This window comes from Candidatus Magnetominusculus dajiuhuensis (genome assembly GCF_046044395.1).
Taxonomy (GTDB): Bacteria; Nitrospirota; Thermodesulfovibrionia; order Thermodesulfovibrionales; family Magnetobacteriaceae; genus Magnetominusculus; species Magnetominusculus dajiuhuensis.
On record NZ_JBJUSG010000065.1, the window covers coordinates 1 to 19,354 of the forward strand.

Consider the following 19,354-nt stretch of genomic DNA (forward strand, 5'->3'; position numbering starts at 1 on the left):
CTTTAGGACATTTCTACTTTGGTAGAATAGGACATTTCTATTTTGGTATTACACCTAACATTGGTTTAAATTGCACATTCACACTTTGAGGGCATTTCTGCGGCGTCTCTGAAACACTATACAATTAGGATTCTTCTGTCTAGTTTTACAAGGCAAGTTCCACAGGCGTATGGTAATCATAGGGTTTCTGGTGCTGGTTAAGGCAAAACCTTCTTGATAAAGGTGTCCGCTTCCCTCATAGCTTCTTTGACTAAGGGTACCTGATAAAGCAAACCCCTGTAATATCCAGCTATATGCAGGGCTTCATAGAGGCTGTCAAATTCCCTTACGAGCTTACCTGTCTTGGTGACAGACAGGTGCTTCTTTATGGTCGCCATATACCCGTCAACGGACTTAGGCAATTCTTTACGGGTAAGTAGCCCCTTTTTTATCAGGGCTTCGTTAATGGCTTCGAGTATGGCAAGGTAGGACGTGCCGAACGCTTCACGGACGGGCTTTTTGTCAAGGTAAATATTGTCTTCAATGGCGGCGGCCTTGAGCAGACCCTTAGCTTTTTCCATGTATCGCAGCGCTTCCCCTGCTGTGTGTGTTGGCTTAGGTAATCCCATGCTTAGTTGTAAGACTTTCAGTGTGTCCGCGTCAATGCGGGTTTTGAAACTGATGAAATTTAGGGACACATCCCAATTATGGCTTAGGGTGTGATGCTACGAACTTTCAGGCTTCGCTTCTGTTGATTTCAACTGCCGGTAAGCCTCGCTTGCGTGCTTCATCTGCTGCCTTAGCCAAGCGAGTTCGGATGACGTCAAAGGATGATTGACGTAAGAGATTGCCCCCTTCGGCCTCGGTAAGGGTTGCAACTCCATGTCCGAAGCTGCTGCGCCAAAATTCGTCAAGTTCTTGTCCATATCTTCTCTCCAATGCTTCAAGTGTTTCTGGCCTCAATGCCAAATTCCGGCTGTCCCTGCTTTCCGTTAAGGTAGATACGGCTATAACATGCCCGCCGCTGTCCTCTATAAAACCCCGAAGGTTGGCAATGGTTCCACCCAGCCCTACATGGTCATCTATTATAACATAATCAGCTCCTTTGCATACCTTCCCTGTAAATATCGCCGGTGTTACCATCCGATGCGCCGCTCTGGCGCGGGTATGTCCAACCCTGTTTGACTGCACTATAGAGGACTCTTCAACATCCAGATTGAGCCTGGACGCAATTTCTTGCGCCATTATGGCTGGGATTGCGTTGAAACCTTCCTGTTCAATGGCTCCTACGGCAACCAAAAGGGGTTTTCTTCCACCAATCTGCTCCCGTAGCTGCGCAACAGCCAAATCTGAAATAGTATCCTTAACAAGCTCATAGGCTGCTACAGAGTCTCCAGCTTTAGCGGCCTTATAGCATGGATGCGCATCACGCTCTTCTACGGTCGTATGAATTACAATATCAGGAAAATCCACCGGCCAGGGAGTCCTGTGTATTTCTTTCTGTTGACCTGTATTCATTGTTTTTGCCGCTTCATGGTATAAAGGCTGATTGTAAAGCGTGGTTTTTGTACATAATTATTATTCTAACATATAGGCAAAAAAGAAAATCAGACAAAAAGGGATCTTTCGTCTGATTTTGAGTAAAAAACTCATTATGTCAGCAGCTTGGTATTACTTCCCTTCGTTTTAATCCTCAAAGATACCGGCGCGAAGGTCTTTCTGTGTATCTCGCATGGGCCGTGGACATTGAGCTTTTCCATGTGTTCCTTAGTGCCGTATCCCTTGTGGGAGATGAAGTTGTACAGAGGGTATTTTTCGTGAAACGCGGACATAATAGAATCGCGCAGCACCTTTGCGATTATTGAGGCGGCGGCAATTGAGGCGCTCATCGCGTCGCCCTTTATGACAGCTACTTGCTCACAGGCGACGGTGGGAAGTTTAACGGCGTCTATAAGCAGTATATCCGGCAGTGCGCCTAAGTCTGAAACGGCGGCTGACATGGCAAGCTTCGTCGCGTTTAGTATATTAATCCTGTCTATCTCATCCGCACTGATTATCCCAACGCCTATTGCGAGTGCGTTAACCAATATCTCAAAGAAAAGGCGTTCCCTTTTGGCCGCGGTGAGTTTTTTAGAGTCATTTACGCCGTCTATCTCAAAGGCCGGGTTCAGCGCCACGGCCGCGGCAACGACAGGCCCCGCCAGAGGCCCCCTTCCTGCCTCGTCTATACCGGCGATTACCCTATATCCAGCCCTGCGATATTCGTCGTCGAAGGCATAGAGGGCCTTCATACCACGGCTTTTTTGATCTCGCGCGCCTTTTCCTTTATTTTCGCGTCTTTACCCTTTTTGTGCCTTATGTAATAGAGCTTGGCCTTTCTGACGTCGCCTCTTCTTACGACATCAATCTGCTTTATTATTGGCGAATGAATCGGGAAAATCCTCTCCACGCCGACGCCAAAAGACATCTTCCTCACGGTAACCATTTCGCGCACACCGGCTCCCTTGCGCGCAATTACTATACCCTCGTAAGGCTGAATCCTCTCCTTGTCGCCCTCTACGACACGCACATACACCTTTAAGGTGTCGCCTATGTTAAAAGCGGGGATTTCCTTTCTGTAATTCTCTTCGAGTGCCGTTACTAAATTCATACTTCCTCCTTGAGTTGCTCCATGATTTTATTGTCATCTTCCGTCAATTTCGTCTCATCTATTAACTCTGGCCGTTTAAGAAGCGTCCTTTGCAGGGACTGCCGTCTTCGCCACTTCAATATCTCCTTATGATTGCCGGACATCAGAACCTCCGGCACCCTCATGCCCATAAACTCGGCTGGCCGGGTGAAATGGGGGTATTCCAGAAGCCCGCTTGTAAAAGACTCCTCTATACTTGACCGCTCATCACCCAGCACGTTTGGCAGCAGCCTAGTAACCGCGTCTATTATAACCAAAGCGGGCAGCTCTCCGCCAGTCAATATAAAATCCCCTATGGAGATTTCCTCGTCCACTGATAGGCTTATCCTCTCGTCCACACCCTCGTACCTGCCACATATAAGGACAATCCCATCTTTTTTTTGAGACAATTCCATAGCCTTGTCCTGGTTAAACACCGCGCCCTGAGGGCAAAGCAAGACGGTGTGCTTATTATGGCCGCCTTTTACGTGGGTTAAGGCGTTGAAAAGCGGCTCTATCTTCATCACCATCCCCTGTCCACCGCCAAACGGGTAATCATCCACGGTCAGGTGCTTGTCCGACGCAAAATCCCGTATGTTCGTAACCCCTATTTCTATCAAACCGCGCTCAATAGCCCTCTTTATAATACTTTCGGCAATGTAGAAATCAATCATCCGGGGGAAAATCGTAAGTACATCGAATCTCACCCTAAAAGACCCTCCATGACCTCAATTGTTATATATCCACCGGCTATGTTTATTTCTTTTACGACATCGGCTATGGCCGGTATCAGGCATTCCCTGCCGTCATAGTCCATTACATAGACATCGTTTGCGGGAAATGATAAGACATCTGACACCTTGCCAAGTGTCTCTCCCGATGAGGAAATAATGTTCAGGCCGATTATCTCGTGTATGTAGTATTGGCCGTCCTCAAGTGGGGGCAGCCCGACCCCCTCGGCCTCCATTGACGCGCCGTTATAGAGGACGGCGTCCTCAGGCGTGTCTAAACCGTCAAATTTCAGCACAACGCAGCCCGGCCGAAATTTCTTTGATGTTATATTAAACGCGGTGCCGCTGCCGGAGAGCATGACCTCATCAATAGACGCAAATGCCTCCTCAGATATATCTGACAGCACCGCCTTTAGCTCACCTCTGACGCCCCACGGTTTTATAATCTTGCCGATTACCATTTTATCCTTATATCAAAAAACTGACAAAGGGACATACGTTATAACGCTGCCCCTTCGCCGATATACATTAGCTGCCTATGCAGTTAGCTCCGTTAACCAAAAACTGGATTCCTGCTTTCGCAGGAATGACATATCTATGTGTCCATCCGTCCTGTCTTGTCTGTCATTCCTGCGAAAGCAGGAATCCAGAGCACACTCTACCGAAGTTAACTGCACAGGAAATTATATGTTGTTATTCGAGTATCTCTAAGCTGGCGCGTTTTCCTATCTTGGTACCTGCCGCTGATAGGATTGTCCTCATCGCCCTTGCGGTTTTTCCCTGTTTGCCTATTACCTTACCGAGGTCGTTTGCGGCCACCCTTAGCTCAAAAATGGTTGTCTTTTCGCCATCTACCTCTTGCACGGCCACATCTTCGGGTTTATCTACCAGCGCCCTTGCCATAACTTCCACCAAGTTTTTCATCATGAACCACCTCCGGTTGAACTAGGCCGTCTGAAGCTGCAAGCCGGCTTTTTCTAAAAGTTTTTTAGCGATATCAGTTGGTTTAGCGCCGCATCCAAGCCATTTCTTTGCCTTTTCGATGTCTATTTTGACCTCCGAAGGCTCTGTCAACGGATTATAGCTTCCTATGATGTCAAGAAACCGGCCGTCCCTCCTCTCCCTTGAATCTGCCACTATTACTCTATAAAAAGGCCTCTTGTGCGAACCCATGCGTGTTAATCTGATTTTTACCAATGCTGTCCCTCCATTGTTTTATTGTAATATAATCCCGTCTTTATGTAAAGGTATATTTTTTGTCTCAAAAGGGCATTATATCCGGCATTCTGAAGCCCTTTTTGTTTTTGAACGCCTTCATCATCTTCCTCATGTCCTTGTACTGTTTCAGGAGGCGGTTAATGTCGGCTACTGTTGTGCCGCTTCCCGCCGAGATACGCAATTTTCTGCTCCCGTTTAGTACCTGCGGGTTATTGCGTTCCTTTTTTGTCATTGAGGAAATCATGGCCTCTACTTTTATAAACTGGCTCTCGTCCACCTCAACCCCCTTCATGCGGTTAAAGCCGGGTATCATGTTCAGGAGATTTTGAATCGGTCCCATTGAGCGTATCTTTTTCAGTTGATCTCTCAAATCATCAAGCGTAAAGGAATCGGTCGTAAGCTTGTTTTGCAGGGTTTGGGCCTCTTTTTCGTCAAACGACTGCTGGGCCTTTTCTATAAAACTAAGCACATCTCCCATGCCGAGGATTCTTGATGCCGCGCGCTCGGGATGGAACGGCTCAAGCATATCAATTTTTTCGCCCGTGCCGATGAACTTAATTGGCCTGCCTGTAACCTCCCTTATTGAAAGTGCCGCGCCGCCACGGGCGTCGCCGTCCATTTTGGTCAATATGATACCGTCAATGCCGATTTGCTCGTTGAAAGTCTTAGCGATATTGACGGCGTCCTGCCCGGTCATAGCATCAGCAATAAAGAGGATTTCGTCGGGGTTGACAGCGTCTTTAACCGCCTTGAGTTCCTTCATCAAATCTTCGGCTATGTGAAGACGCCCGGCGGTGTCAAGGATTACAATATCGCGCGCCTGTTTTTTTGCCTCAGCCAGCGCGTTCTTACAGACCGCCACAGGACTTTTATCTTCCTTAGAGAAAAACACCGGTACGTCAATTTGCTTGCCGAGGGTTATGAGCTGGTCAATAGCGGCCGGACGCTGAAGGTCTGCCGCGGCCATCATGGGGCGTCTGCCCAGTGCCTTAAAATGCCTCGCGAGCTTCGCAGAGGTTGTTGTCTTGCCGGAGCCGTGAAGGCCAATCATCATGATAACAGTAGGGGGATTGGGGGATAGACGAATCTTTTCGTTTTCCGACCCGAGCAGGACACACAGCTCATCGTTGACTATTTTTATGACCTGCTGGCCGGGCGTCAGGCTTTCCATGACCCCTTTGCCAAGCGATTTTTCCTTTACCTTTTCGACAAACCCCTTGACGACCTTAAAATTTACATCGGCCTCAAGCAGGGCGAAACGGATTTCCTTCATCGCCGCGTCAATATCATCTTTTACCAGTACGCCTTTGCCCTTTAGCTTCCTGAAAACGGACTCCAGCTTCTCGCTTAACGAATTAAACACTTACATTGACTCCCGCATTGACCCAATTATTAATGTTGGGGGCGACGCATCAGACTAAATGGGCCTCGATCTTTTCTTTGAGCTGATGTTTCGGTACCGCGCCAACGAGCTGGTCAATCTTTTCGCCATTTTTGAAAAGCATCAGCGTGGGAATGCCCATAATCTTGTACTTGCTTGCGATGTCCGGATTTTCGTCGGTATTGAGTTTGAGGACTTTCACCCTCCCCGCGTATTCCTTAGCCATGTCCTCAACGATAGGGGCAACCATCCTGCACGGCCCGCACCACACTGCCCAGAAATCCACCAGCACCAATTCTTTGGCGCCTAACACCTCAGCAGCCCAGTTTGCCGCCGTTGCGTTGATAACACCTTCTGCCATAAAAAAACCCTCCGTTTGCTTTTATTTCACCAGTAACATAATTTCGTACGAGCTTGATTATATGAGTTGCCGCATTCTTTTGTCAACACAGTTTTTATCAATGCCACCATTGACAGTATAAACTAAATTCTGTTATTTTTACCAGATGAAAAGATGTGTAATGGTTTTGCAGTACGTTTTTTTTCTTACAATCTTTTCTTGTGCCGCTGTGGCATACGGCTTCGACGTTAAGGGGTTGCAGCCGCTTCAGCCAAACGGCGTGTTTTCTACCTTTTCGACCTCCACAAACCAGGCTGGCGTATTTTCTACGCAATTCGAACTTGAGCAGTCTGTTGACCCGACTTTCTATCAAATAAACTCCTCTCTTTCGTTTGCCGCAACGGATGAGATAGAGGCAAGCGCCACGATTCCCTATCATCTGAAAACGGGTGAATCGGGGTTTGAGGACGCCGCCATAGGGATTAAATACAGATTTATTGAAGAGGGGCAATATTCCCCTTCAGTTGCGGCCCTTTTGGCCGGAGCGCTGCCCACTGGCAGAGACGTGGTAGGGACAAACGGGAGTATCGGTGGTGGCCTGATTGCGTCTAAGAAAATAGGCCCGTTTAAGACGCACGCCAATGCCCTCGTATATCACCCGTTTAAACATGACCTTGGTACTGAGGTGGATTTAATGCTCGGCGCGGAACTTCAGGCCGCTAATAATCTCAGCGTTCTCACCGAGGTTCAAACGAAAAAAAGCGACGATGTAAATAGATTCGACTACTGGGACTGGAAGATAGGCTACAGGTTCAGGCCGCTGGATTTTCTCTACACCACGCTCTCTGCCGGGTATGGGTTTAAGACCCGCTCGCCGGATTTGCATATTTTCCTGTCGTTTACTATAATATATCCGCCCGCCGGCAAGATATTAAAATACATATACGAAGAGGAAAAGGAGTAGTGCGATGTTTGACTTAGGGATGGATGAGATTGTGGTGGTCTTTGTAATCGCGCTATTAGTGTACGGGCCGAAGGACCTGCCGGAGCTGGGAAGAAAGGCAGGGAAATATATCGCCATGTTTAAAAGGATGGTCAATGACGTCAAGCGCCAGATGGATGCGGAACTCTACGACTACACCAAGCCGATAAAAACCGAAATAGAAAAGATAAACATGGAATCCCTTGAAGCCGCCCGAAGGCATCAGCCGGACATAACACAGACAAACCCTGCCACCCCCGAAAAGCCAGTCCCCGAAATGCAAGCAGATCAGAAACCGGCCACCGGGCCTGAGGCAGCAGCGCCGGAGACGCCCCGCGATGGAACCCCTATAAATGGAAAATGATAAGATGTCCATCTTCGAGCACCTGGGCGAGCTCAGGAAGCGAATTATGATTTCCGTGGCGGCCGTACTTGTGATATTTATCATAACATTTAATTATTCTGAGATGCTCTTAAAAACTCTGGTCATGCCAATCGAAACCAAGATGGCCTTCAGTATTCATTATCCATTTGTTGGCCTTGAGCCAAGCGGCATAAAGCAAAAGACATTGGTCTTTCTTGAACCGGCGGAGGCATTTTGGACGCACTGTAAGCTTGCCCTGATAGCCGCCCTGATGATTGCGCTGCCTGTTATTTTGTCTCAGATATGGCTTTTTATAGAACCGGGGCTTGTGGAGAAGGAAAAGAAGTTTATTATGCCATTTGTAACGGCCGGGACGGTTTTATTTATGATTGGGGCGGTGTTTTGTTATTATATAATATTGCCATTTGCGCTTGGGTTTTTGATGACATATAAGACGGAGAATCTGACGCCGATGATTTCGGTGAGCAATTATGTAGGTTTTACGATGAAGTTTATCCTGGCCTTTGGGGTGATATTTGAGCTGCCTGTTGCGCTATTTGTACTGACGAAAATGGGGCTGGTAACTCCGCAAAAATTGGGCAAGGCAAGGAGGCATGTAATCGTGGCGGCGTTTGTAATATCCGCCGTAATAACGCCGACCCCGGATGCGTTTAATCAAACCCTCATGGCCGTCCCCATAATAGTACTATACGAAGTCGGAATATTGGCGTCAAGATTAATCAGAAAAAAACCGGAGGAAAAAGACCAGACCTCCGAATCCAAGGACTCAACAGGGGATTTAACTGGCCCCAAATAATCACATGCCGTAAAGTTCTTTTACTTGGGCTATCACATCAACGGTTATTGTTTTCAGACCATTATCGGCGGCATATTTTTCTATGCCTTTTTGTGCCATGCCTCTGACCATTTCAGGGATTTGTGACAGTCTCTCTAACGCGTCTTTGTCCCACGGTATGAGCGAATCGGCCTGTTCAGCAATGCTGAGCGGCTCTGTATGCAGTACCAGTTCCCTGATCGCCTTTGATTCCATCGCGTTTGCCGCCAGCCCGAAGCTGTTTCCACAGGCCGGGCATGAAAACGATGTATTCGTTAAGCCAGCCTCGGTACTGCCGGATTTCATATTTACCATTTCCTTCTCGCATTTTAAACACGTAAATTTCATAAATCACCTCCATGAATCTATTAGTTATATTAAGGTAGTATAACAAAATAGCCTGATATATGAAACGCCTTTTTTAAGGCCAACGCAATTGACAGGCCATCGTGCAGTTGTGATATGATTAGTTAGGTGAGCAAGGTGGGTTTTATCATAATGACTATACATAAGTATATTGTTGATGTGAGGTGGGTGCGATAATGGCTTTAGCGTTACTGCGAAGCAACGACTTTGCTGAGAGAGTGAATCAAACATCCTCAGAAGGGGATTTGCGTTCTTTAGAAATAGAGATTTTGAACTATCTGGAAACAAGACCTGCAGATGTAGTAAAAACGATGATAGCATTGATAGCATGTTATATTAAGTTAGATGATATAAAGAATGCCGAAGTAATGCTCGAAAGATGTTATAGCCATGTTAATGGAAACGTACCTTTTTATTTAGAGCTGTTCAAAGCGGCGATAAAAAATAGAAAGGGCAACACAAAAGAAGCCGTTGAGATATTAAGAAAATTGCTTAAAGATAATACGTTGATTGAACGTGAAAGAATATCGGCTCTTGTTTCTCTTGCGGTATATAATTCGAATTTATCAAATTATGAAGAAATACATAAAGTAGTATTAGAGTTGTGGAATATGGTATGCCCTAATTCTAAAATTGATTTTGATGATAATTCATTTTATTCTAGGGTATCGCAATATACTGACGAGGAACCATTAATCAGAGTTATGAGTATTCTGGAGTCCTACTTGAATGGAAAGGAATTATTAAAAGATCAAACATACTCAGATATTTATGAATATATTAAAGATTACTCAAATAATAATCAGGACATAGATGATGTAATCCCATATGAAGATATTGATATAGAATTCCCTGATATAAAATACTTTTCTCTGAAAATAATCTCAAAGCCTATGTCAATTGAGGAAGAGTTCGATTTAGAACTTTATATTTACAAACTAATCATATCTAAATATCCAGGTGTATTAGTGTTGGTTAATGTTATAGGAAATAGCCGTGTTTCAAATTGATCATTTTAAAATAACAGCAGAAGAACTTCCATGTCTTAATTATATAAATAAGGATATTGCTGAAGCAGTTAGCAGGACAACAATCGGAAGATATTATTATTACATATTTCTTAAATATAGAGAAACAATATACCATGCGTTAACTGTTGATGGTAAAAATCAGATGAAGAGTCAGAGACGAAATATACACTATTTAATTCAAAAAATTATGGCTAATTATTATAGAACTGACATCTCAGGGAAACTAAAGTACTTAAGGGATGTACGTAACTTATGTGACTATGAGTTGGATGCAATTATTGATAAAAATACTATCAATAAAGCCAAACTTATAGTATTTTATTTAGAAAGAGAAATAACCTCAATAAAAGCTGGCGCTCAATTAAATAATGCTTTTATTAAGGCTTTAAAAGATATAAAGCATCCTATAAAATGACGCCTTATCCCACCGGCAGATATGCCCTTGGATTTAATCTCAAATCTGCGAAATCGCCTTTCAGAAATTGCTCATAGGCGGCCGCTCCTATCATCGCGGCGTTGTCTGTGCAGAGTGGTTTTGGCGGGACGTAGGTTTCAATCCCCTTTAGCCGCGTTATGCGTTCTCGCAGTCCGTCATTGGCCGCAACTCCGCCCGATAGCGCGACTGATGTGATGTTCTGCTGAGCAGTCGCCCATTCTATTTTCCTTATAAGGACATCTATAACAGCGGCCTGAAATGAGGCGCAGATGTCTTCTACTGTGATGTTGGACGCGTTGTTGGCGATGAAACTCCTTACTGATGTCTTCAGGCCGCTGAAGCTGAAATCCAGCGTCTGCGGCATGTACGCACGTGGAAAGGGCACCGCGCGCGGGTTGCCTTTGTGTGCAAGCCTGTCTATAATCGGGCCTCCCGGAAACCCCAGTCCGAGCATCTTGGCCACCTTGTCATAGGCCTCCCCTGCGGCGTCGTCGCGGCTGCGGCCAAGCTCTCTGTATCTCCCACGGCTGTCCACCCTGTAGAGGCTTGTGTGTCCCCCCGACACGACGAGGGAGATAAACGGCAGCGTGGGCGGCCCCCCCTCTTTTAAAAAGGCGGAGCAGATATGCCCTTCAAGGTGGTTTACGCCTATAAGCGGGAGCCTATGGACATAGGCCAGGGCCTTGGCAAAGGCCGTCCCTACGATTAGTGAGCCTATGAGGCCGGGGCCTTTGCATACGGCTATCGCGCTGACAGCGCCAAAGGATATGGCCGCCGATGTCAGCGCCTCGTCAACGACGCCTTCTATGATTTCAAGGTGCCTTCTGGCGGCAAGCTCCGGCACTATGCCGCCAAATCGCTCGTGAACCCCGTTTTGCCCTGATACGACGTTTGACAGTACCTCGCTACCGCCGCATACCACCGCCGCCGACGTATCGTCACATGACGTGTCAATTGCAAGTATTGCCTGACTCATCAAACGTGCCTGTCCTCAGTTGTCAACGATGGTCACTCCCTCAGGTGGGGTAAACTGAAACATCTCGTCTGAGAGACCGACATTTACCTTTACGCCCTGCAGGGTGAGTTCAACGGTGTTGTCGTTTTTGTCGTAGAGGACTATCTTCTTTATCGGGAATGGGGAGTCCTTTGATGGATAGACATCGAAGTATTTGACCTTAAACGAGGGATTTTTGGGCGTAAGGCGCATAACGTCTTTTTTTTCCGCAATGTCATAGTCTTTTTCTATATCTTTCAGTCCCCTTAGCAGCGCGAGGGGTGTTTGGGCTATGGCCGCCTCGTCCAGTTTTGAGCGCATGGCCTGATTGTGCTTCTTTTTGTATATCGTAAGCTCATCGTCGTTTATGTAAACCTCCTGTTCGTCTTCACCCTCGTACCGCCATGACATCTTTGACGGCGGCTTGATGCTGAATTGACCTTCATAAGTCATTTCCTTGTTCAGGTCCTTGATGCGGCTCAACTGCGAGAACTTGCCGCTTATGTCTTTGAACGAGTCATAGGCGGATTTGATTTTCATAAAAATCGGGCCTGCGGCGTCGGCCACCGACACCATTAACAAGACACATAACGCCGCTGACACCATTTTTACCGCGCTTAAAACTGTTTTCACTTTCATTTCAACGTACCCCCTTCATAAATAATACAACTTTTATTGTTCTCAACAAGATAAACAAGTCAAGCCCTAAAGACCAGTTCATCATATACCAGATGTCCAGTCTTATTCTATGCTCATACGTGGTTGAACTCCTGCCTGAGACCTGCCAGAGGCCGGTTATCCCGGGCGGCACCTTCGTAATGTCTTCAATTTCGTTTGCAATTGCGTACATCTCTCTCTTAAGATATGGCCGTGGACCGACGAGGCTCATCTCACCCTTGAGGACATTGAGGATTTGTGGAAGCTCATCAAGGGAGGTCTTCCTCAGGAACATCCCAATGCGTGTTATACGCGGGTCGTTGCTGAGTTTCCAGTGTCGCTCCCACTCGTCTTTCATTGCCCTGTTGCTTTGCAGGAGTTCTTTTAATATCCTCTCTGAGTCCTGCACCATTGTGCGAAACTTGTAGCAGTTAAAAGGCCGCCCTCCTATTCCTATTCGCTCCTGTTTATATATGACCGGGCCGGGTGAGGTAAGTTTCGTTATAATCCCTATGACGGCCATTAACAACAACAAAAATGGCAGCAGCACTATGCCTACTAATAGGTCGAATGCCCGTTTTATTATCCTGTTTGACATGGATTTCAGATTGTTTTTGACCTTCAGCAGGAAAATCTCCTCGTAAAACAAATGCAGAAGCTCGGTGTTTAGGAGCGCTATGCCGTAGAGATTGGGGACAATCATCGTGTTTTTAACTTTTTGCTGTACCTCATAGGCCAGAGAGGATATCTTGTCAGGGCCAAGAGACGGCATGGCTATGATAATAGTGTTGATTTGGAGTTCCTTGATGAACCTGGTATAGTGCCTGACCTGCCCAAAAACCTTCTTCCCGTCTATATACGTGCCGATTCTATCAGGCTTATCGTCCAGATAGCCCAACACTTCGTAGCCGATGTGCCGCTCTCTTTCAAGCCACTGTGAGATGAGTTTACCAGTCTTGCCGGCCCCAAGTACGAGGACTTTCTCCTTCGTAATGCCCAGCGCAAAGAGCATCTTTTTCCCATAGAGATGAAAAACAGGGAATATAAAGATACTCAAAATCCACAATGACAGGATTACGGGGCGTGAGACCAACCCTTGTGCCTTTCCAAGCGTTACCACGGCCATAAGTACCATAAAAGACAGCGTGTTGGCGTGTATCAGTTTTTTCGATTCGTTCCATAACGGTATCCTGCCCGTGTATATGTTGCTATATGCGATGAAAAAGATAAAAATCGCGGGCATCCACAACAGTCCGGCGTAATAGATAAAGGAATAATTCGGCGTCAAAGGTGTATAGAACAAGGGGAAGACCCTCTCCCTCACATACCACGCGCCGTACAGTGTAACATAATACGCGGCTATATCAAGGGCGATAAGCGAAATAAACTGTATAACTCTTTTCATCTCAATATCTTTTCCATATACGGTACTTTTTCTAAGGTCTCAATGGTTGCAAAAAAACACGATACATTTGTTATAATACATTCCGGCTATAAAGTTCAAATGAGCGTGTGTTGAAAGTTCTGCTGCGGCGCAACAGGCGGTAGCGGCGGAAGCGGGCGGTTGCGGCAGAATAAATGAGAAAGGCCAGGGAGTAAGGAAATAAATGAAAAAGGCTCTGATACTAAGCGGCGGGCAGGGGACGCGGTTGAGGCCCCTCACGCATACCATAGCAAAGCAGCTCGTGCCGGTTGCCGGCAAGCCCATACTGGGTTATGTCTTTGACCATATTTGCGAGGCAAAGATAAGAAAGGCGGGCATCATCATCTCCCCTGAGACCGGCCAGGCCGTGAAGGACTATTTAAAGGACGGTATGCCGTGGAACATAAAGACAAAGTACATTGTGCAGAAAAAGCCGCTTGGCCTTGCTCACGCTGTCCTGTCTGCAAAGTCTTTTTTGCGGGATGACGATTTTGTCATGTATCTGGGCGATAATCTCCTGAGTTCGGGGGTTCGGACGGCTATTGCGAGGTTTAAAAAGAATAAGTCTGACGCTATGATTTTTCTCAAAAAGGTGGAAGACCCGCGGCGCTTTGGCGTGGCCCGGCTTGACCCGGAGGGCAAGGTCATCGAGCTTATGGAAAAGCCCCAAAATCCCCCATCCAATCTCGCCCTTGTCGGGGTCTATATTTTTACGAAAAGAATATTTGACGCCATCGCCCGTATAAAACCCTCCCAGCGCGGGGAGCTTGAGATAACCGACGCCATTCAGGAATTAATCAACATGGGCTGTGCCGTGGACAGCGAGATACTCGACGGCTGGTGGCTTGACACAGGTAAGAAAGACGACCTCCTTGAGGCAAACAGCATCGTCCTTGATGAGTATATAAAGTTGGACATCAAAGGAAAAATGGACAAGGACAGCCACACAACTGGCAGGGTAACCATAGAGGCCGGCTCCACTGTAACACACAGCAATATTCGTGGCCCTGTTAAAATAGGGAAGAACTCTACTATTGAAAATACCTTCATAGGTTCATTCACAAGCATAGGCGATAACGTTACCATAAGAAACTCCGCCATTGAGCACTCCGTGATATTGGATAATGCCTGCATTGAGGGCATCGAGCGCCTTGAGGACAGCCTTATCGGCAGGGGGGCTAAGGTAATAAACAACGCTCATCAGCACAAGGCCTTGCGGCTTATGATAAGCGACGATTCGGTTGTCGAAGTATAATAAAGATGTGTTAATAGGAGACAGCAATGAAGATTCTCGTCACAGGCTGTTGTGGTTTTATAGGCTCTAATTTTGTCAGATATATGCTTAATAAATACCCGGATTATGAGATATATAATCTGGACGCCCTGACCTATGCGGGTAATTTAGACAACCTAAGGGGAATTGACTCCGGCAGATACCATTTCGTAAAAGGCTCTATTGGGGATGATGCCGCTGTAAGAGAACTCCTTAGCAAGATTGACGGCGTTATTAACTTTGCCGCCGAGAGCCATGTTGACCGCTCAATAGAGAATTCCCGACCTTTTCTTGATACCAATGTCATAGGGTTGCATGTCCTCCTTGACGCCGCGCTAAAGGCGAAGATTCAGAGGTTCGTCCATGTCTCCACAGATGAGGTATATGGAAGTCTTGAGACGGGCGACGCCAGGTTTACCGAGACCACCCCGTTTGACCCTAACTCTCCATATGCCGCGTCAAAGGCGGCAGGGGATTTGCTCATCAAGGCATTTTTTAAGACATACGGGTTTCCGGCTGTCACCGTGAGGCCATCGAATAATTATGGCCCGTACCAGTTTCCAGAGAAATTCATCCCCCTTATGATAACCAATCTCCTCACTGGTAAGCCTGTCCCCGTATATGGGCAGGGGACAAATGTCAGAGACTGGCTGCACGTCGGCGATAACTGTAAGGCCATAGATATGGTGTTTCACAAGGGCAGGGAGGGCCAGGCCTACAACATTGGCGGCGAGAGCGAACGAAAAAATATTGATATATTGCATATGGTCATGGATATTATGAGCAAGGCAGGGGCGGCCAAAATAACGGGAGAGGCCGCGTTTAAATATGTGACAGACCGACCGGGGCATGACTTTCGCTATGCCCTTGATAACGCGAAGATTACCGCGGAGCTTGGCTGGAGGCCCGAAACAAAAATAGAGGACGGAATTGCCGACACTATAAAATGGTATATTGACAACGAATGGTGGTGGCAGTCACTGAAAAAGCGGCTTGCCGCTGAGAGCGAGGGGTTCTGGAAATGAAAATCTTTGTAGCCGGTGCGGGCGGGATGTTATCCACAGACATAATACCAGTGCTATCACAGGGACACACATGCGTCGGGGCGACGATTGACGAAATGGATATAACCTCAATTGACTCCGTACGCGGCATAGTTGATAAGCACTCCCCTGATGTAATCGTGAACTGTGCGGCATACACTAATGTTGACTTTGCGGAGAAAGACCGTGATGTGGCAATGCTTGTCAACGCCACCGGCACCCAACACCTGGCTATGGTATGTGCCGAGCGCGATATCCCCCTGTGCCACGTCAGCACGGATTATGTATTCAATGGCAACAGCACCGTCCCATATACACCGTTTGATGATACCGACCCTGTCAATTTCTATGGATTTAGTAAGATGGCCGGTGAGAAATACGTCCAGTGGATTTTAAAGAAGTTTTATATAGTTCGAACGAGTTGGCTTTACGGGCGCTTCGGCAAGAATTTCGTAAAGACGATCCTTGATTTAAGTGGCAAGATGGGCACATTAAGGGTAGTCAACGACCAGAAGGGCAACCCCACATGGACGGTGAGCCTCTCACACGGCATCAAGGCCATTGTGGAAAGCGGCAAGTACGGGATATACCACGTTACAGACGCCACTGACGGCACGCTGAGCTGGTTTGATTTCACAGTGGAAATCCTCAGACTAAGCGGCAAGCCTAACAAGGTTATCCCCGTTACGTCAGATGAGTTTCCAAGACCGGCAAAGAGGCCGGCATATTCTGTCCTTGATCTGTTGGCAACATCATATTCGACACCGTTTAAGCCGCGCCCATGGGCCGAGGCCCTTGCCGAGTATCTAAAGTCGGAGGCCGCCGGGGCATAATGCCTGACAAATATGACTACCTCGTAGTTGGCGCGGGTTTTGCCGGTTCAGTTATTAGTGAACGCCTTGCCTCAGAGTTAAACAAGAAGGTCATGCTGGTTGAGAGGCGCTCTCATGTTGGCGGCAATTCATATGATTGCTATGACGACGCCGGTATTTTGGTACATAAATACGGCGCGCATATATTTCATACGAACCATGGCGACGTCTGGCAGTACGTGAATAGGTTTGCCCAATGGAACGGGTATGTCCACCGGGTGCTGGCATATGTGGACGGCCTGAAACTCCCTATTCCCATTAATTTGACGACGGTAAATACGTTGCTCAGGAAAAATTTCAATGAGCAGGGCCTCAGAGACTACCTTGCCTCTGTGCGCGTGGACATTGGCGAGATAAAAAATTCACGGGATGTCGTCTTGTCGCAGGTCGGGGAGTTTTTCTACGAGAAATTCTTTAAAAACTACACATACAAGCAGTGGGGAGTATATCCAGAGGCGCTGTCGCCCGAGGTGACTAAGCGCATCCCACTGAGGTTCAACACTGATGACAGATATTTTGGCGACAAGTACGAGGGACTTCCAGTGGATGGTTTTTTTAAACTCTTTGACAGGATGCTTGACCACAAAAATATCACCATAACGCTCAACACAGATTACAAAAAGATTATCAACGATGTGAAGTTTGACTACCTTATTTATACCGGCCCGATAGACTATTTCTTTGACAACATGCACGGCGAGCTTCCCTACCGCAGCCAGCGTTTCGAGTTTGAAACCCTTGACGTGGAATACTACCAGGAAGTGGCCGTTGTAAACTATCCAAACGACCACCTGTTCACGAAGATAACAGAGAGCAAGCATTTCACAAAGCAGCGCCACCCGCGCACGACAATAGTTCGCGAATTCCCGGAGGCCGTAGGGGAGCCATACTACCCTGTTCCGATGGAGAGCGCCGCGGCGATATACGCAAAATACAAAGGAGAGGCGGACAAACTCAAGACCGTTTATTTTGCGGGCCGCCTTGCGGAGTATAAATACTACAACATGGACCAGGCGGTAAAGAGGTCACTGGATCTGTTTCAAACTATCGCCACCAGTAAATAAGACAAGGGAGACCGGTGATGAAAATATTAGTGACAGGCGGTGCGGGTTTTATAGGCTCAAACGTAGTGGATGGTTTTATAAGCGCCGGGCATGATGTGGTTATCGTAGATAATCTCTTTACCGGCAAGCTGGAAAATATAAACGCAAAGGCCAAACTCTACGTCATGGATGTGCGCTCTGATGAGCTGAAGAAAGTGTTTGAGATAGAAAAGCCCGACATAGTTGACCATCACGCCGCGCAGATGTCCGTGCCGGCCTCAGTTGCCGACCCCGCGTTTGACGCGCAGGTAAATGTGCTTGGGGCGGTGAATATCCTTCAGTGTGCCGTTAAATATGGCACGAAAAAGATTATCTTCGCCTCCACAGGCGGGGCCATCTACGGTGAGGCAGACGTTATTCCCACTACTGAGACATATCCGGGGAATCCACTGTCGCCCTATGCGATAACAAAACAAACGACCGAGCTGTTTCTGCATTTTTACGCCCACCACTATGGTTTAAAGTATACAGTATTGAGATATGCCAACGTCTATGGCCCGCGCCAGGTGCCTCACGCGGAGGCTGGGGTGGTGTCTATTTTTATGGAGAAGCTTATATCCGGGGGCCTTCCCACGATATACCATTACGAGGAGCAGCCTGACGGCATGACACGCGATTATTGTTGCGTGAAAGACATAGTAAGGGCAAACGTGATGGCCCTCAGCGCTGGTGATTTAGAGATTATAAACATAAGTTGCGGCATTGAGACCAGCACAGTGCAGCTCTACAGGACAATCCTTGAGGCACTCAGAGAAAGGGCAATAGCGAAAGACGCAAAGTTTGACAGCCCGCACAAGGGTCCAGCCCGAGCCGGGGACATCAGGCGAAGCTGCCTTGACAGCTCAAAGGCGGCAAAGACGCTCAAATGGCACCCGGAGTACGATTTGAAAAAAGGCATCGCCGTCACGGTAGAGCATTTTCTGCGTTAGTTGCCGTTTTACAAGGGAAAAGCGAAGGAAGGAATCATCCAAAAAATGGCTTTTATCTGTTTATGAGAAAAATAACCCTCCCTCTGCTGATAGGAGGACGGACGTTACCAGCAATTCACGCGACGCAACGACTCCTGCACCACAAGGGAAGGATAACTATAGGCTACCACAGCCGGACGAGGGTGTCAAGGGGGACTAAAACCGATTTGCGCTATGATGAAAGTAATAATCAGAAAGATACGGGGTAAATAGTTACAACCGCCATATTATTTAATCAGCCGTTACTTAATCAGCCCTAACAGCTTGAACATGACGGCCATTATGCTGGCCTGTGCGACGAGCATGGCGGCTACCCACTTGATAATTTCGGATTTAGACGATTCTATCTTAACTTCAAGCCTGGAGATGTCTTCTTTCGTGGATAAATCCTTACGAGAGTTTGCCTCTGACTCGTTAATGACCTTGATGAAGGCCTCAACGCCGTCGTCGCCAAGCCTCCTTCTCAACACCTCTGGTATCGCTATCACGCTCATGTCTCCACTATAACATATTTCCCGACTTTTCTCAACACCAATTTTTCAACGTCAATTTATCAACACCCATATCAGGGCACAAACGCACTATGTTTTCTTTGTCTGTCCTTGTCATTTTCTTCTTTGTCTGTCATTCCAGCTAACAGACTGTGTCATAATTACGTGGACTAATTCGTATTGCATTAGCGATAATTAT

The 19,354-nt window shown here is 47.1% G+C and carries 25 protein-coding genes; 10 read left to right on the plus strand and 15 right to left on the minus strand.

Features of this window, described 5'->3' with window-relative positions:
* Window positions 1–197: 197 nt before the first annotated feature.
* From AB7D94_RS09980 to trxA, 10 genes are all read right to left on the minus strand, one after another.
* Window positions 198–608, minus strand: coding sequence for a DUF5618 family protein (locus AB7D94_RS09980; protein ID WP_420265712.1), 411 nt, complete (start codon window positions 606–608; stop codon window positions 198–200).
* Window positions 609–714: 106 nt separating this feature from the next.
* Window positions 715–1,497, minus strand: coding sequence for a type I phosphoribosyltransferase (locus tag AB7D94_RS09985; protein WP_420265687.1), 783 nt, complete (start codon window positions 1,495–1,497; stop codon window positions 715–717).
* Between the two features lie 134 nt (window positions 1,498–1,631).
* Window positions 1,632–2,270, minus strand: coding sequence for a ribonuclease HII (locus AB7D94_RS09990; protein WP_420265688.1), 639 nt, complete (start codon window positions 2,268–2,270; stop codon window positions 1,632–1,634).
* Window positions 2,267–2,629, minus strand: a complete 363-nt coding sequence (rplS, locus tag AB7D94_RS09995; RefSeq protein ID WP_420265689.1) for a 50S ribosomal protein L19 — start codon at window positions 2,627–2,629, stop codon at window positions 2,267–2,269. The genes AB7D94_RS09990 and rplS overlap by 4 nt, the downstream gene beginning before the upstream one ends.
* A complete protein-coding gene (trmD, locus tag AB7D94_RS10000) occupies window positions 2,626–3,354 on the minus strand; it encodes a tRNA (guanosine(37)-N1)-methyltransferase TrmD (protein ID WP_420265690.1) in 729 nt (242 codons plus the stop codon). The genes rplS and trmD overlap by 4 nt, the downstream gene beginning before the upstream one ends.
* A complete protein-coding gene (rimM, locus tag AB7D94_RS10005; protein WP_420265691.1) occupies window positions 3,351–3,839 on the minus strand; it encodes a ribosome maturation factor RimM in 489 nt (162 codons plus the stop codon). Before rimM ends, trmD begins: the two co-directional genes overlap by 4 nt.
* A 232-nt stretch (window positions 3,840–4,071) precedes the next feature.
* Window positions 4,072–4,305 carry a KH domain-containing protein gene (locus AB7D94_RS10010; protein ID WP_420265692.1) on the minus strand — a complete coding sequence of 78 codons (234 nt, stop codon included), beginning with the start codon at window positions 4,303–4,305 and terminating at the stop codon, window positions 4,072–4,074.
* A gap of 18 nt (window positions 4,306–4,323) precedes the next feature.
* On the minus strand, window positions 4,324–4,575 hold the full coding sequence (gene rpsP / locus AB7D94_RS10015) for a 30S ribosomal protein S16 (protein WP_420265693.1): 252 nt from the start codon (window positions 4,573–4,575) through the stop codon (window positions 4,324–4,326).
* 64 nt (window positions 4,576–4,639) lie between these two features.
* Window positions 4,640–5,959, minus strand: coding sequence for a signal recognition particle protein (gene ffh, locus AB7D94_RS10020; RefSeq protein ID WP_420265694.1), 1,320 nt, complete (start codon window positions 5,957–5,959; stop codon window positions 4,640–4,642).
* Window positions 5,960–6,008: 49 nt separating this feature from the next.
* Window positions 6,009–6,338: a thioredoxin gene (trxA, locus tag AB7D94_RS10025; protein ID WP_420265695.1), complete on the minus strand. Its 330-nt coding sequence runs from the start codon at window positions 6,336–6,338 to the stop codon at window positions 6,009–6,011.
* Between the two features lie 160 nt (window positions 6,339–6,498).
* Between trxA and AB7D94_RS10030 the strand changes: the two genes are divergently transcribed.
* From AB7D94_RS10030 to tatC, 3 genes are read left to right on the plus strand one after another with little or no spacing between them, the layout of a single operon-like run.
* Complete coding sequence (locus tag AB7D94_RS10030) at window positions 6,499–7,281, plus strand: hypothetical protein (RefSeq protein WP_420265696.1); 783 nt, start codon at window positions 6,499–6,501, stop codon at window positions 7,279–7,281.
* Between the two features lie 4 nt (window positions 7,282–7,285).
* Window positions 7,286–7,663 carry a Sec-independent protein translocase protein TatB gene (gene tatB, locus AB7D94_RS10035; protein WP_420265697.1) on the plus strand — a complete coding sequence of 126 codons (378 nt, stop codon included), beginning with the start codon at window positions 7,286–7,288 and terminating at the stop codon, window positions 7,661–7,663.
* The gene (gene tatC / locus AB7D94_RS10040; protein WP_420265698.1) at window positions 7,653–8,480 is read left to right on the plus strand and encodes a twin-arginine translocase subunit TatC; all 828 of its coding nucleotides are present in this window, start codon (window positions 7,653–7,655) and stop codon (window positions 8,478–8,480) included. The genes tatB and tatC overlap by 11 nt, the downstream gene beginning before the upstream one ends.
* Here tatC and AB7D94_RS10045 read toward each other — a convergent pair whose 3' ends face one another.
* The gene (locus AB7D94_RS10045; protein WP_420265699.1) at window positions 8,481–8,846 is read right to left on the minus strand and encodes a PCP reductase family protein; all 366 of its coding nucleotides are present in this window, start codon (window positions 8,844–8,846) and stop codon (window positions 8,481–8,483) included.
* Window positions 8,847–9,040: 194 nt separating this feature from the next.
* Here AB7D94_RS10045 and AB7D94_RS10050 point away from each other — a divergent pair, with 194 nt between their 5' ends.
* On the plus strand, window positions 9,041–9,874 hold the full coding sequence (locus AB7D94_RS10050; protein WP_420265701.1) for a tetratricopeptide repeat protein: 834 nt from the start codon (window positions 9,041–9,043) through the stop codon (window positions 9,872–9,874).
* A complete protein-coding gene (locus AB7D94_RS10055) occupies window positions 9,861–10,310 on the plus strand; it encodes a hypothetical protein (protein ID WP_420265702.1) in 450 nt (149 codons plus the stop codon). Before AB7D94_RS10050 ends, AB7D94_RS10055 begins: the two co-directional genes overlap by 14 nt.
* Before the next feature lie 4 nt (window positions 10,311–10,314).
* On the opposite strand, the gene tsaD is transcribed toward AB7D94_RS10055, so the two are convergent.
* From tsaD to wbaP, 3 genes are read right to left on the minus strand one after another with little or no spacing between them, the layout of a single operon-like run.
* Window positions 10,315–11,307 carry a tRNA (adenosine(37)-N6)-threonylcarbamoyltransferase complex transferase subunit TsaD gene (gene tsaD, locus AB7D94_RS10060; RefSeq protein ID WP_420265703.1) on the minus strand — a complete coding sequence of 331 codons (993 nt, stop codon included), beginning with the start codon at window positions 11,305–11,307 and terminating at the stop codon, window positions 10,315–10,317.
* A gap of 15 nt (window positions 11,308–11,322) precedes the next feature.
* Complete coding sequence (lolA, locus tag AB7D94_RS10065) at window positions 11,323–11,964, minus strand: outer membrane lipoprotein periplasmic chaperone LolA (RefSeq protein WP_420265704.1); 642 nt, start codon at window positions 11,962–11,964, stop codon at window positions 11,323–11,325.
* A 1-nt stretch (window position 11,965) separates the two neighbouring features.
* Window positions 11,966–13,387: an undecaprenyl-phosphate galactose phosphotransferase WbaP gene (wbaP, locus tag AB7D94_RS10070; RefSeq protein WP_420265705.1), complete on the minus strand. Its 1,422-nt coding sequence runs from the start codon at window positions 13,385–13,387 to the stop codon at window positions 11,966–11,968.
* A gap of 202 nt (window positions 13,388–13,589) precedes the next feature.
* Here wbaP and AB7D94_RS10075 point away from each other — a divergent pair, with 202 nt between their 5' ends.
* The 5 genes from AB7D94_RS10075 to AB7D94_RS10095 are packed head-to-tail and all read left to right on the plus strand — an operon-like array spanning window position 13,590 to window position 18,625.
* Window positions 13,590–14,660, plus strand: a complete 1,071-nt coding sequence (locus AB7D94_RS10075) for a glucose-1-phosphate thymidylyltransferase (protein WP_420265706.1) — start codon at window positions 13,590–13,592, stop codon at window positions 14,658–14,660.
* Window positions 14,661–14,686: 26 nt separating this feature from the next.
* Window positions 14,687–15,703 carry a dTDP-glucose 4,6-dehydratase gene (gene rfbB, locus AB7D94_RS10080; protein ID WP_420265707.1) on the plus strand — a complete coding sequence of 339 codons (1,017 nt, stop codon included), beginning with the start codon at window positions 14,687–14,689 and terminating at the stop codon, window positions 15,701–15,703.
* Complete coding sequence (gene rfbD, locus AB7D94_RS10085) at window positions 15,700–16,554, plus strand: dTDP-4-dehydrorhamnose reductase (RefSeq protein ID WP_420265708.1); 855 nt, start codon at window positions 15,700–15,702, stop codon at window positions 16,552–16,554. Before rfbB ends, rfbD begins: the two co-directional genes overlap by 4 nt.
* Window positions 16,554–17,657 carry a UDP-galactopyranose mutase gene (glf, locus tag AB7D94_RS10090; protein WP_420265709.1) on the plus strand — a complete coding sequence of 368 codons (1,104 nt, stop codon included), beginning with the start codon at window positions 16,554–16,556 and terminating at the stop codon, window positions 17,655–17,657. The genes rfbD and glf overlap by 1 nt, the downstream gene beginning before the upstream one ends.
* 17 nt (window positions 17,658–17,674) lie before the next feature.
* Window positions 17,675–18,625, plus strand: coding sequence for an NAD-dependent epimerase/dehydratase family protein (locus AB7D94_RS10095; protein ID WP_420265710.1), 951 nt, complete (start codon window positions 17,675–17,677; stop codon window positions 18,623–18,625).
* 281 nt (window positions 18,626–18,906) lie between these two features.
* On the opposite strand, the gene AB7D94_RS10100 is transcribed toward AB7D94_RS10095, so the two are convergent.
* On the minus strand, window positions 18,907–19,158 hold the full coding sequence (locus tag AB7D94_RS10100; protein ID WP_420265711.1) for an LA_3696 family protein: 252 nt from the start codon (window positions 19,156–19,158) through the stop codon (window positions 18,907–18,909).
* Window positions 19,159–19,354 lie beyond the last annotated feature (196 nt).

Coding starts and splice junctions, on each gene's coding strand:
- AB7D94_RS09980 (WP_420265712.1), bottom strand. CDS start 608: ATGGGATTACCTAAGCCAACACACACAGCAGGGGAAGCGCTGCGATAC.
- AB7D94_RS09985 (WP_420265687.1), bottom strand. CDS start 1,497: ATGAATACAGGTCAACAGAAAGAAATACACAGGACTCCCTGGCCGGTG.
- AB7D94_RS09990 (WP_420265688.1), bottom strand. CDS start 2,270: ATGAAGGCCCTCTATGCCTTCGACGACGAATATCGCAGGGCTGGATAT.
- rplS (WP_420265689.1), bottom strand. CDS start 2,629: ATGAATTTAGTAACGGCACTCGAAGAGAATTACAGAAAGGAAATCCCC.
- rimM (WP_420265691.1), bottom strand. CDS start 3,839: ATGGTAATCGGCAAGATTATAAAACCGTGGGGCGTCAGAGGTGAGCTA.
- AB7D94_RS10010 (WP_420265692.1), bottom strand. CDS start 4,305: ATGATGAAAAACTTGGTGGAAGTTATGGCAAGGGCGCTGGTAGATAAA.
- trxA (WP_420265695.1), bottom strand. CDS start 6,338: ATGGCAGAAGGTGTTATCAACGCAACGGCGGCAAACTGGGCTGCTGAG.
- AB7D94_RS10030 (WP_420265696.1), top strand. CDS start 6,499: ATGGTTTTGCAGTACGTTTTTTTTCTTACAATCTTTTCTTGTGCCGCT.
- tatB (WP_420265697.1), top strand. CDS start 7,286: ATGTTTGACTTAGGGATGGATGAGATTGTGGTGGTCTTTGTAATCGCG.
- tatC (WP_420265698.1), top strand. CDS start 7,653: ATGGAAAATGATAAGATGTCCATCTTCGAGCACCTGGGCGAGCTCAGG.
- AB7D94_RS10045 (WP_420265699.1), bottom strand. CDS start 8,846: ATGAAATTTACGTGTTTAAAATGCGAGAAGGAAATGGTAAATATGAAA.
- AB7D94_RS10050 (WP_420265701.1), top strand. CDS start 9,041: ATGGCTTTAGCGTTACTGCGAAGCAACGACTTTGCTGAGAGAGTGAAT.
- tsaD (WP_420265703.1), bottom strand. CDS start 11,307: ATGAGTCAGGCAATACTTGCAATTGACACGTCATGTGACGATACGTCG.
- lolA (WP_420265704.1), bottom strand. CDS start 11,964: ATGAAAGTGAAAACAGTTTTAAGCGCGGTAAAAATGGTGTCAGCGGCG.
- wbaP (WP_420265705.1), bottom strand. CDS start 13,387: ATGAAAAGAGTTATACAGTTTATTTCGCTTATCGCCCTTGATATAGCC.
- AB7D94_RS10075 (WP_420265706.1), top strand. CDS start 13,590: ATGAAAAAGGCTCTGATACTAAGCGGCGGGCAGGGGACGCGGTTGAGG.
- rfbB (WP_420265707.1), top strand. CDS start 14,687: ATGAAGATTCTCGTCACAGGCTGTTGTGGTTTTATAGGCTCTAATTTT.
- rfbD (WP_420265708.1), top strand. CDS start 15,700: ATGAAAATCTTTGTAGCCGGTGCGGGCGGGATGTTATCCACAGACATA.
- glf (WP_420265709.1), top strand. CDS start 16,554: ATGCCTGACAAATATGACTACCTCGTAGTTGGCGCGGGTTTTGCCGGT.
- AB7D94_RS10095 (WP_420265710.1), top strand. CDS start 17,675: ATGAAAATATTAGTGACAGGCGGTGCGGGTTTTATAGGCTCAAACGTA.
- AB7D94_RS10100 (WP_420265711.1), bottom strand. CDS start 19,158: ATGAGCGTGATAGCGATACCAGAGGTGTTGAGAAGGAGGCTTGGCGAC.